This is a genomic window from Faecalibacterium sp. 7 (assembly GCF_049562865.1).
Lineage (GTDB): Bacteria > Bacillota > Clostridia > Oscillospirales > Ruminococcaceae > Faecalibacterium > Faecalibacterium wellingii.
In genome coordinates this window covers 2151203-2163702 of the sequence record NZ_CP186911.1, presented here as the reverse complement: position 1 = coordinate 2163702, position 12500 = coordinate 2151203, and the positions used below count along the sequence as shown (strand labels likewise).

The following is a 12500-nucleotide window of genomic DNA, read 5'->3' as shown; positions in this document are numbered from 1 at the left end:
CATCTGCGGTACATATCACACCGCAGATGCTTTTCTTTTTGCTGTTTCAACCTACCCGCACAGCACCTTGTTCCCGCAGGCGCAGCACATAGCAGCTGCCTGCACCGAACACCCGCTCGATCTCGCTGTGATAGCGTCCCAGCAGTTCCCTGGGCACATAGGCCTGAATGGTTCCTGCAAAGCCGCCGCCCTGCATCCGCCAGGCACCTCTGCCCTGCAGGATGCACTGGCTCAGCGCCAGCGCCACGGAGAGTCCCTGATGCCGCACATCCGTGCTGCAATAGACGTTCTGACACAATGCAAAAGAGGCCCGGCCGCTTTCCAGAACCAGCGCAGCAAAAGCTGCAAACCTTCCCGCCTGCAGCGCGTCCCGCTGTGCAAGCGTGCGGGTATTTTCTTCAAAATAGTGAATGGCCCGCAGCACAGCCCTGTCGCCGCATTTGCAGCGCAGCTCAGGCAGCGCCGCCCAGAATTCGCTTTCCGTCACCTGTCCCAGAACCTTTTTGCCCAACGTCCCGGCCACCTGCTCCATCTCTTTCCGGATGGCTGCAAACTCGCTTGTCAGTTCACTGTGACTGCCGCGCGTATCCGTAACGCACAAGTTCATGCCCGGCGGCAGCAGACCGTCCGTATGGATCTTTTCGATCTGCGGCGATGCCGGATCTGCAAAGTCCGCAAAGATGATGCCGCCCACCGCACTGGTCAGCTGATCCAGAAGTCCGCTCGGCTTGCCAAAGTAGGTGTTTTCTGCATACTGACAGATCTTCGCCAGCTCCGTAGGGGCAAGGCCGCAATCGTACTCCCCGTTCCAGATGACCGCCATTCCCATTTCAAAGGCCGCAGAACTGGAAAGTCCGGACCCGCGCAGCACATCGCTGGCAGTATAGGCATCAAAGCCGCCCACCTTTTTTCCAACGGCCCGGAACCCCTCCGCAATGCCGCGGATCAGACTGGCGGAGTGGGTCCCTTCCCCTTCCTGCGGGCCTGCTACAGTCAGATCAATGACATCCAATTTGTTGAACCCACGGGACTTTACCCGGACATAGCCATCCGTATTGCGGGCTGCGACCGCCACAAGGTCCAGTGTCACCGCAGCCGCAAGGCCGTAACCGTGCTGGTGGTCGGTATGGTTGCCGCCCAGTTCTGCACGGCCCGGTGCTGAATAGACCTGCACCTGCCTGCCCGGGCCGAAATACAGCTCAAACTGCTCCAGTGCAGCGCAGTACCTTGCACGCTGGCGGCAAAGCTCCTGTTCCGTATTTCCGTACAATGCCCGGAGCTTTGGGTCCCACTCCCCTGTCGCGATCCGCTGCCGAAGCTGTGTGCTGGTCGCCATGACGATCCCTCCCTCAGAATGCTGTCTTGAGATAGACGGGTTTGTTATGCCTATTGTAATGCATCCAGCACCTTTTTTCAATTTCCATCGCAGAAAAAGCACGAATTTTGGCGTCCAGCTCAAAGAATAAGATGTACTTTTGTTGAACTTGCAGGCAGATGTGTGGTATACTTATCTCAGTGTCGGGCAGAAAGCTGCCTGCAATATGACAAAGTGGAGGAAACGCGGCTATGGCGGACGTATACAAGCAATCCTTCAAGCAAAATTATACCAACAATATTGAGCTGTCCATTTTCAACTGCGGTATCGAACGCTGTGCTCCGGGGCAGACCTGGGGCCCCGGCATCCGGGATCATTACCTGATCCATCTGGTGCTTTCCGGCAAGGGTGTATTCGAGGTGGGCAGCCGCACCTGGGAAGTGAGCCCGGGGGATCTGTTCTTTGCACGGCCCAGCCAGCTCATCCGTTACACAGCCGATGAGCAGCAGCCGTGGGAGTACAGCTGGGTCGGTTTTAATGGCGCATGTGCCCATAAGCTGACTGCACAGCTGCCTTTTACGGATGACTCGCCTGTGCATCACACACAGGATCCGGAGGGAATGCGTACCGCACTGGCCAACATCTATTCCTCCCGTGGGCTGCAGCCGCAGGACGAAGCCGCCATGGTGGGATATCTGTACCTGTTCATTGCTTCCCTGATGAAGGAGACCAGCGTCGGCAAGCCTCACACGGCTTCTTCTTCCAGCCAGTATGTGCTCAATGCAATCAAGTATATCCAATTCAATTATTCTCACGATATCTCCATCGACGATGTGGCAAAAAGTGTAGGCGTATCCCGCAGCCACCTTTATCGTGTGTTCATGTTGAATGTAGGCAAGAGTCCCATCGATTACCTTACCGAGTACCGTATCAACGAAGCCTGCAAGCTGCTGCGTGCAGGCAATCTGTCCATTGCAGAGGTCGCTGTTTCGGTAGGCTTCTTCGACCAGTTCTATTTTTCGCGGGTATTCAAGCGTGCCAAGGGCGTGCCGCCCAGCAAGTATTTTGCGGCACAGGCAGATGCCCCTGCCGACGGCACCGACCACCAGTAAAGGAGACCCTTCATGCCCTTACAGAAAAATCAAGTTCTCACTCTGCAGGTGGAGCGCCTGTCCAGCGATGGTAGCGGTGTCGCCCACAGCCCGGAGGGTGAGACCGTGTTCATTCCCGGTGCAGCGCCCGGCGATGAAGCCCGGATACGCATCGTCAAGGACTGCAAGCGCTATGCTTTCGGCATTCTGGACGAGGTGCTCAAGCCCTCGCCGGATCGCATCCCGGTGGACTGTGCTGTGGCCGGTCCCTGCGGCGGCTGCAGCCTGCGGCATCTGGACTATGCCGCCGAGCTCCGCGCCAAGCAGGAGAATGTTGCAGACGCCTTTGCACGCATCGGCGGGCTGGATGTTCCGGTCCTTCCCATCGTAGGCTCCCCGGAGATCGACCGATACCGCAATAAAGTCCAGTTTCCGGTCGGAACAGACAAAGCCGGCCGCCCCTGCATTGGTTTTTATGCCGGGCGTACCCACCGTATCGTTCCCTGTCCGGACTGCCGCCTGCAGCCCGGCGTACTGAATGAGATCGGCAACACCCTGTGCGCATTCTTTGCAGAAAAAGGCATCCACCCCTACAATGAGGAGACCGGCAAGGGCCTCGTACGGCATATCTTCCTGCGCCGCGGTGCACACAGCGGACAGATCATGGTGTGTCTGGTATGCACTCGTGCCAAGCTTCCTTCAGCCGAAGAGCTGTGCACCCGGCTGAAAGAGGCGTTTCCGGACATTGTCACCATCCTGTTGAATGTCAACGCAAAAAACACCAATGTCATCCTTGGTTCTGAGACTCACACTCTGTATGGACAGGAGTATATTGAAGACACCCTCTGCGGCGTCCCGGTACTGCTTGGCCCGCTTTCGTTTTATCAGGTAAACACGCTTGCCGCTGAGCAGCTCTACGGCATCGCTGCCGAATACGCCCAGCTGACACCGGATGACCTTTTGCTGGATCTCTACTGCGGCATGGGCACCATCGGCCTTTCCATGGCAGACCACTGCCGTGAGCTGGTGGGCGTAGAGATCGTACCCGAAGCCATCGAGAGTGCCAAGGCCAATGCCGCCCGCATGGGTGCAGCGGTTTCCGCCAAGAGCCGCTTCTTCTGCGCTGATGCCGGGCAGGCGGCCGCGCAGCTGGCCGCCGAGGGCCTGCACCCGGACGTCGTGATGCTGGACCCGCCCCGCAAAGGCTGCGACGAGGCCACCCTTTCTGCCGTGGTACGCATGGCCCCCCGCCGGGTGGTCTACGTCAGCTGCAACCCCGCCACCGCCGCCCGGGACGCCGCATGGTTGGAACAAAATGGGTATCACGCAGAGAAAGTGCAGCCTGTGGATCTGTTTCCAAGGACGAAGCATGTGGAATGTGTAATCGCACTTTCCAAGGGCGAGATCGACGCCAAAAAAGTACGTGTAGAGTTCTCTTTGGAGGGCATGGACACCTCCGGATTGCAGAAAGGTGCGACCTATCCCGAAATCAAGGCCCGTGTGTTGGAACAGACTGGACTGAAGGTATCTTCCCTGTATATCTCGCAGGTCAAGCAGAAATGCGGTCTGGAGGTACGGGAGAACCACCACAAGGCTAAATCCGAAAACGCAAAGCAGCCTCAGTGTCCGAAGGAAAAAGAGGATGCGATTGTGGAAGCATTGAAGCATTTTCAAATGATTTGATTTACAGTATGCCCGTCTGGTTTTCAGGCGGGCATTTCTTTTTGGCAAAATATAGTCATTCCTCAAAATCCGTGGTACAATAGATGCAAGAATCATTTTTCAGGAAAAGCATTCTGCTATCCGATTTATAGGACACCAATTGTTGTAAGATTAGGATGTCCACATATCACAAAAAATAAGGAGCAACGTATGCCAAACGATAAGATCACCGCCGTAGGTGCCAACATTGCCGAAAAAGCCGCCATGATCTGGAACGTGGCCGATATGCTGCGGGGGCCGTTCAAGCCCCACGAGTACGGTCTGGTCATTCTGCCCATGACCGTGGTGAAGCGGTTTCACGACTGCCTGCTGCCCACCCATCAGGCAGTACTGGACACCTACGAAAAGGTGAAAAAGCTGCAGGTCATCGATGGCTTTTTGCAGAAGGCCTCCGGCTACCAGTTCTATAACACCAGCCGGTTCACCTTCGAGACCCTGCTGGCAGACCCGGACAACATTGAGTCCAACTTCCGGGATTACCTGTCCGGCTTTTCCGCCAACGCACAGGATGTGCTGGCAAAGTTCGACTTTGACAACATCATCAAGCGGATGGTGGAGAGCAACACCCTCTACCTCGTTATCAAGGAGTTCGGCTCCGAGAAGGGCTATCTTGGCCCGGACAAGATCAGCGCCGTGGATTGCGGCTACATCTTCGAGGACCTGGTGCGGCGGTTCTCCGAGAGCTTTGGCGAGGAAGCCGGAGCCCACTTCACCAGCCGGGATATCATCTATCTGATGACCGACCTGCTGCTGTCCGAAGCCGACCTCGATACCAGCAGCATGACCGTTTACGATATGGCCATGGGAACCAGCCAGATGCTGAGCTGCATGGAGGAGCGCATCCACGAGCTGAACAGCGACATTGAGGTGACCTGCTTCGGGCAGGAGTTCAATCCCTCCACCTTTGCCATCGCCAAGGCGGACATGATGATCCGGGGCGGCGACCCTAACAATATGCGGTTCGGCGACACCCTGTCGGAAGATCAATTTCCCGGGTTCACCTTCCAATACATCATCTCCAACCCGCCCTTCGGCATTGACTGGAAGCGGGAGCAGAAAGCGGTGGAAGCCGAGGCCGCCCGCGGCGAGATGGGGCGTTTTGCGCCCGGTCTGCCCAAGATCAGCGATGGTCAGCAGCTTTTTGTGCTGAACGGCCTTGCCAAGCTGGCAAACAAGGGCAAGATGGCCATTATCCAGAACGGCTCTCCCCTGTTCAGCGGCGATGCCGGCAGCGGCCCCAGCAACATCCGGCAGTATATTCTGGAAAACGACTGGCTGGACTGCATCATCCAGCTTTCCACCGATATGTTCATGAACACCGGCATCTCCACCTACATCTGGGTGCTCAGCAAGGATAAGCCCGCCCACCGTGCGGGCAAGGTGCAGCTTATTGACGCCAGCCACTGCTTCGAGCCACGCCGCAAGAGCATCGGCACCAAGCGCAACGACATCACCGATGCCTGCCGGGAGCTGATCGTCACCGCCTACGGCGAGTTTGCCAACGGCAAGGTGTACGGCAACAAAAACGGCATCTATTGCGAGAGCAAGGTGTTCGAGAGCGTGGAGTTCGGCTACAACAAGATCGTGGTGGAGCGCCCCCAGCGGGACGAAGCGGGCAACGTTATCCTGAAGCGTGGCAAGCCTGTGCCGGACACCAGCCTGCGTGACACTGAAAACGTGCCGCTGGTGCAGGACATTGACGCCTACTTTGCCCGGGAAGTTCTGCCCTACGCCCCCGATGCCTGGATCGACCACAGCAAGACCAAGGTGGGCTACGAGATCCCCATGACCCGCTATTTCTACGAGTATCAGGCACCGGAAGCCGTGGAGGATATCGTGGCGCGCATCACCGCACTGGAACAGGATATCTCCGCCGGGCTGGCAGAGCTGTTCCATAAGGAGGACGAATAATGGAACGGAAAAGTATGATTAAGGTTCGCGGTGGATTTAGTGACAGAGCCGGCATTGACCCTTGTAACATCCAAATGCAAATTGATGATTTTGATGAAAGAACTCGGACATTTATTAGTAATAAACTCTACGATTTTTTGCAAGTAACATTCAACCATGAATGCGAAACTCGTAATATAAAGTACGGTCCTACAGATCAAAATCTTTCAAATATTTTCTGTAAAAATCTAATGCAGAATGTTTTTGCAGATTTAAATCATTTACCGCTTGGTTATCATTATGATTGGGAAAAGTTTTATTCCCGAATCGAAGAGGTTTTAATGGAGGCTCCTTATAACGAAGTTTTAGATTTGCTTTGGTATATTTGCAATTGGTTTGCCTTATCCACTAACAATTGTATCGATGTTTTTCAAGAGTGGTTCAATGAACTTTTCCAAAGTGAATATGTAGGTTACCGCTTTATATCTGGTGAAATCGTTCCTATTACAGATGAAATCGAAGTAAAAGAAATTGAACAAGCCTGCTGTACGCCTTTTGACGGCGCACGCAAACACCTTAAGAAGGCTCTCAACTTTTTATCTGACCGTGAACACCCAGACTATAAAAACTGCGTCAAAGAAAGTATCAGTGCCGTCGAAGCAACCTGCCGCATTATTGCAGAAAAAGACAGTGCTACTCTTGGTGAAGCATTAAAACTACTTGCTAAGCACGGACTAAAATTGCATCCTTGTCTTAACTCTGGAATTGATAAGCTTTACTCTTATGCCTGCGATCAAGGTGGTGTGCGTCATGCCGAGCACGGAGCCGAAAGCACTGTCACTTTTGAAGAAGCCAAATTCATGATGGTTACTTGCAGTGCAATCGTCAACTATTTAGTTGCAGAATATGGAAAGCATGGTGCAGATAATGCGTAAAATGAAAGACAGCGGCATTGAATGGATTGGGGAGATTCCGGAAGGGTGGGAAGTCGGTCAAATCGGACAACTTTATTCCGAACGTCGCACCAAAGTCAGCGACAAAGACTACCCTCCGCTTTCTGTTACCATGAAAGGCATTCTCCCTCAACTGAGCACTGCCGCCAAAACAGACGCTCATGATGACCGCAAGCTCGTATGTAAAGGCGACTTCGCCATCAATAGTCGTTCTGACCGTCGTGGTTCCTGTGGTATTTCTGAGCAAGATGGTTCTATTTCCTTAATCAATATTGTTTTGCAGCCTCGCGGAGAAATGAACCCCGGATACTACAATTGGCTTTTTCATACGTCTATGTTTGCCGATGAATTTTATAAATGGGGGCACGGAATCGTTGATGATTTATGGACAACCGGTTGGTCTGACATGAAGAAAATCGGTGTTCCAGTTCCTAGCAAATGCGAGCAAAAGCAACTTGCGGAGCATTTGAATTTTGAATGTTCCAATATTGATACTATCCTTTCCAAGACCCGTTCCAGCATCGAGGAATACAAAAAGCTCAAGCAGGCAGTTATTACGCAGGCTGTTACAAAAGGCGTGCGTGGTGAGCGGAAGATGAAGGATAGCGGAGTTGAGTGTATTGGAAAGATTCCCACTACATATTCCATCTGCAAGCTCAAGTATTTGTTAAAAAATCCTCTCAAATATGGTGCAAATGAAAGCGGTATTCCGTACTCCGATAGCTTACCTCGATATATCCGAATCACCGATATAACCCCTGACGGAAATTTAAAATATACTGGAAAGTTATCATTGAGTGAAGAATCTGCTAAAGATTATATTCTTGAGGATGGAGACATCTTGTTCGCCCGAAGTGGTGCTACCGTTGGAAAAACCTTTATTTATTATCAGTCCTATGGGCGTTCCGCTTATGCTGGATATTTAATCAAAGCATCCTTAAATAATAAGGTTTCTCCAAAATTCGTTTACTATTATACTTGTTCCTCTCTCTACGAAATTTGGAAGAATAGTATTTTCATTCAATCCACAATCCAAAACATTGGTGCTGATCGGTACGCAAATTTGCCTGTTCCAGTTCCAAAGACTCTGCAAGAGCAGGAAGAAATCGCCGACTACCTTGACGCCAAATGCGCTGAGATTGACGGGCTGATTGCAAAGAAAGAGCAACTGGTAAAAGAACTTGAAAGCTATAAGAAAAGTTTGATTTATGAGGTTGTAACGGGAAAGAGGGAGGTGTAAAATAAAGCTATAGTCGGTATTTTTCAGATGTTCCAGTAAAAAGGAGGGACTTTAATGCTTGATCCTAAAAGGACTGTTCGCATAGGTGCTGCCAGCACTTATGTTACTGAAATCAAAAAAATCATGCAGGCATCTGCTCCAGATGCAGAGTTTTTGTTTCGCGGACAGTCCAGCGTAGACTATCAACTTCTTCCTTCTTTAGGTAGAAATTCCAACTTTTTAAAACATGAACGAGATTTAATTGCCCTTGCGAAGTATAAGAAACCAGATGTTTTCACAAACACTATGCTCCCCCTCGAAACACTTGCTCTGCTTCAACACTATGGCGTTCCCACTCGCCTACTTGATGTAACAGAAAGTGCACTAGTTGCACTATACTTTGCCTGTCAGCCTACTCGCAATAGCACCAACAAGGATGGTGTTGTTTACGTATTCTGTGATAAATCGAAACGTGTTTCAAATCACGCTATCCTAAACGCCGTTGCGGATAGTGCCTATATTTTAAACTTTAACGATCTCCATACTGTTCGTCTTGAAGATTTCTTTGACGCCATGTTAAAGCAGTCTTATTGGAAATCCACTTCCGCTGCTCAAGGAAATCATAAGAACTCCAAACCTGATTATGTTGACAAACACCTTCGTGGTCCTCTTTTCGTAAATGCACCAGCTTTTACTCTAAGACAACAGATTCAACAAGGGCGATATATCTTATTCCCAAACAAGATTACCCATAATGCCCGTAATGAAAAGTGCTTTTCTGATACCCTTGCTCCAATTGATGAAAACGATGAATCCGTAGCTGGAAAAATCATCATTTCCAACCAGCAAAAGAAAGCCGTTCTGAAAGAACTAAAGACTCTAGGAATCACTGAGTACAGTCTCTTCAGCGACAGTATTGACATTGTATGCAAGGGCATCAAAGACCAATTTGCGAACGACTAAGGGAGGAATCTAACCATGCCCCTCAATACCACCGAAAAACAGTTTGAATCGGACATTGCGGCGGCGCTGCTCTCCCCTGCCGGCGGCTACACCCGCAACGGGGATTGCTACGACCCCAAGCTGGGGCTGTTTGTGGATACCCTGATCCGCTTTGTGCAAAAGACCCAGCCCAACGAGTGGGCATTTTTTGAAAAGCAGAACCCGGTAAACCCGGTGCGGAAATTCTGCACGGCCTTTAACAATGCCTGCGATGCGGACGGACTGCTTTCGGTGTTGCGGTATGGGTTCAAGCACCGGGGACGGCGGTTCCGGGTGTGCTATTTTCAGCCGGAGTCCGCGCTGAACCAGAAGGATGCCCAGCGCTACGCTCAAAACGAGATCACCTGCAACCGGCAGTGGTTCTACTCCGACACCACCCACAACTCGGTGGACATGGTGCTGGCGGTAAACGGCATCCCGGTGTTTGCCTTTGAGCTGAAGAACCAGTTCACCGGGCAGACCGTGGAGAACGCCAAGCAGCAGTGGATGCACGACCGGGACCCCCGGGAGGTGTGTTTCCAGTTCAATAAGCGCATTCTGGGCTACTTTTGCGTAGATCTGACCGAGGTGTGGATGGCCACCCGGCTGGCGGGTAAGGACACCCGCTTTCTGCCCTTCAATCAGGGCTCCAATGGTGCCGGGCGGGACGGCGGTGCAGGCAACCCGCCCAACCCCAACGGCTACCTTACCGCCTACCTCTGGGAAGAAGTGTTCCAGAAGGACAGCATGATGGACATCCTGCAAAAGTTCATGAGCCTGCAGGACGGCAAGACCCTCATTTTTCCCCGGTACCACCAACTGGACGTGGTACGCAAGCTGGTGGCAGATGTGCGGCAGAAGGGTGCCGGGCAGCACTATCTCATCCAGCACAGCGCCGGGTCGGGCAAGTCCAACTCCATTGCTTGGACGGCGTACCGGCTGGCTTCCCTGTTCAACACCGAGAACAAGCCGGTGTTTGCCAGCGTCATCGTGGTGACTGACCGCACCGTGCTGGACGCACAGCTGCAGGAGACCATCTCCGGCTTCGACCATACGCTGGGTGCGGTGGAGGCCATCGGCGAGGACAAAAACTCCGGCGACCTGCGGGATGCCATCAACAACGGCGCACGCATCATCATCACCACGCTGCAAAAGTTCCCGGTCATCTATACTGAGGTAAACAAAACCGCCGGGAAGAACTATGCCGTTATCATCGACGAAGCGCACTCCTCCCAGACCGGCACCTCTGCTTTAAAGCTGAAAGCCGCCCTTGCCAACACCGAGGACGCGCTGCGGGAATATGCCGAGCTGGAAGGCAAAGCGGAGGACGAGATCGACCCGGAGGATGCACTGGTAAAGGAGTTAACCTCCCACGGGCGGCACAAGAACCTGTCCTTCTTTGCCTTTACCGCCACCCCAAAAGCCGCCACGCTGGAACTGTTCGGCACCGAGTACCCGGACGGCAGCCACCACCCCTTCCACATTTACAGTATGCGGCAGGCCATTGAAGAAGGGTTCATTCTGGATGTGCTGCAAAACTACATGACCTATTCCACCTGCTTCAAGATCGCCAAGACCATCCCGGACAACCCCGACCTGCCTGCCAGCCGGGCGGCAAAGCTCATCCGCAAGTATGAGGAGCTGCACCCCTACAACATCAGCCAGAAGGCAAAGATCATTGTAGAGACCTTCCGGGAGACCACCAGCCACAAGATCGGCGGGCGGGGCAAGATGATGGTAGTCACCTCCTCCCGATTGGCAGCGGTGCGGTACTTCCATGAGGTCAAACGCTATATTGCGGAGCAGGGCTATGACGATGTGCAGATCTTAGCGGCGTTTTCCGGTGCCGTACCGGACGGCGGTGTGGAGTACACGGAGCAGTCTCTGAACGTCCGTGCCGACGGCAGCCACATTGCGGAAAGCCAAACTAAGACGGAGTTCCATAACAACTTCAATGTGCTGATCGTGGCTGAAAAATACCAGACCGGCTTTGACGAACCGCTGCTCCACACCATGATCGTGGACAAAAAGCTGAAGGGCGTCAAGGCGGTGCAGACCCTCTCCCGTCTGAACCGTACCTGCCCCGGCAAAACCGACACCTTTGTGCTGGATTTTGTGAACAAGGCAGAGGACATCCGGGAGGCCTTCCAGCCGTTTTATCAGGAAACCTTTCTGGAGCAGGAGGTCAACACCGACCTCATTTACAAGACCCAGAAGGAGCTACGGAACTTTGCCGTTTATTCCGATGCAGACGTGGAAGCCTTTGCCAAGGAGTATTTCCGCAGCACCAAGCAGGATAAAAACGCCGTGGGCCGCATGAGCAGTGTTCTGAAGCCGGTGGCAGACCGCTACAACCAGAAAACGCAGGCCGAGCGGTACCAGTTCCGCCGCCTGCTGCGCAGCCTTGTCAAGTGGTACGGCTATGTTTCACAGGTGGCGCGGATGTTCGATGAAGAGCTGCACAAGGAGAACGTATTCTGCGCTTATCTGCTCAAACTGCTGCCGCCGGACGAGGTCTCTCCGCTGGATCTGGAGGGCAAATTGCAGCTGGAGTATTACAAGCTGCAAAAGACCTTTGCCGGTGCCATCGAGCTGGAACACGCCAAAGGCGTCTACGAGCCGGTCACCCAGAAGGGTGCTCTCGGCCATGACCCCAAGGAGCCGCTGGACGAGATCATTTTGAAAATCAACGAGAAGTTCAAGGGTGAGTTCACCAATGCCGACCGGGTGCTGCTTACTGCCCTGCATGACCGTCTGCTGGCCGACCCGAAGCTGGCAAAGCTGGCGCGCAGTTCTGACCCGCAGATCTTTACCGAGAGCATCTTCCCCAAAGCCTTTGACACCGCCGCACAGGACAGCTATCTCGAAGCGCAGGACACCTTCTCTTCCTTGTTTGAGGATACCAGCAAGTACAAGGCTATTATGTCGGCATTGGCAGAGTGGCTGTATGGGGAATTCCGCAAGAAGTAAAATAGTTTTCCTTTTTTATTTGCTTAAAACAGCCTGCATTCACGGGATGCAGTTCAAGGGTTTGGGTGTTCCCAACAAGTATTTTGCAACGCAAAATAAGCAGATGTATATACGACTTTGCATATTGTCCGCACAATTCACACATAAAAAGCCCACTGCGTGCAGATACCGATTCTCCCGGATGGCTACGGGCGACTTCTTCAGGTGCGATATGAGTCCAGCCCTTAGAAGACCACACACATACATGCGTTAGTGATCCCATAATAGTTCTCCTCATACACTTTGTCGAACCCAATTATAATAGATTAATATTACCACTAATAGTTCAACAATAAAATAGAAATTCCAAACAGCCGCAT

8 protein-coding genes are annotated in these 12500 nt (G+C 52.7%); 7 read left to right on the top strand and 1 reads right to left on the bottom strand.

What is annotated here, in order from left to right:
* Positions 1–46: 46 nt before the first annotated feature.
* Positions 47–1336, bottom strand: a complete 1290-nt coding sequence (locus ACKXF7_RS10855) for a galactokinase (RefSeq protein ID WP_423741271.1) — start codon at positions 1334–1336, stop codon at positions 47–49.
* Positions 1337–1566: 230 nt separating this feature from the next.
* Between ACKXF7_RS10855 and ACKXF7_RS10850 the strand changes: the two genes are divergently transcribed.
* The 7 genes from ACKXF7_RS10850 (at position 1567) to ACKXF7_RS10820 (ending at position 12141) form a co-directional block, all read left to right on the top strand.
* Entirely contained in the window at positions 1567–2427 is an 861-nt protein-coding gene (locus ACKXF7_RS10850; RefSeq protein ID WP_423741270.1) for an AraC family transcriptional regulator, read from the top strand.
* Between the two features lie 12 nt (positions 2428–2439).
* Positions 2440–4089, top strand: a complete 1650-nt coding sequence (rlmD, locus tag ACKXF7_RS10845) for a 23S rRNA (uracil(1939)-C(5))-methyltransferase RlmD (RefSeq protein WP_423741269.1) — start codon at positions 2440–2442, stop codon at positions 4087–4089.
* A 189-nt stretch (positions 4090–4278) separates the two neighbouring features.
* Positions 4279–6039: a type I restriction-modification system subunit M gene (locus tag ACKXF7_RS10840; protein ID WP_423741268.1), complete on the top strand. Its 1761-nt coding sequence runs from the start codon at positions 4279–4281 to the stop codon at positions 6037–6039.
* The gene (locus tag ACKXF7_RS10835) at positions 6039–6953 is read left to right on the top strand and encodes an AbiJ-NTD4 domain-containing protein (RefSeq protein WP_423741267.1); all 915 of its coding nucleotides are present in this window, start codon (positions 6039–6041) and stop codon (positions 6951–6953) included. Before ACKXF7_RS10840 ends, ACKXF7_RS10835 begins: the two co-directional genes overlap by 1 nt.
* Complete coding sequence (locus tag ACKXF7_RS10830; RefSeq protein WP_423741266.1) at positions 6946–8211, top strand: restriction endonuclease subunit S; 1266 nt, start codon at positions 6946–6948, stop codon at positions 8209–8211. Before ACKXF7_RS10835 ends, ACKXF7_RS10830 begins: the two co-directional genes overlap by 8 nt.
* Positions 8212–8265: 54 nt before the next feature.
* Positions 8266–9153, top strand: coding sequence for an FRG domain-containing protein (locus tag ACKXF7_RS10825; protein ID WP_423741265.1), 888 nt, complete (start codon positions 8266–8268; stop codon positions 9151–9153).
* Positions 9154–9168: 15 nt separating this feature from the next.
* Entirely contained in the window at positions 9169–12141 is a 2973-nt protein-coding gene (locus ACKXF7_RS10820) for a type I restriction endonuclease subunit R (protein WP_423741264.1), read from the top strand.
* Positions 12142–12500 lie beyond the last annotated feature (359 nt).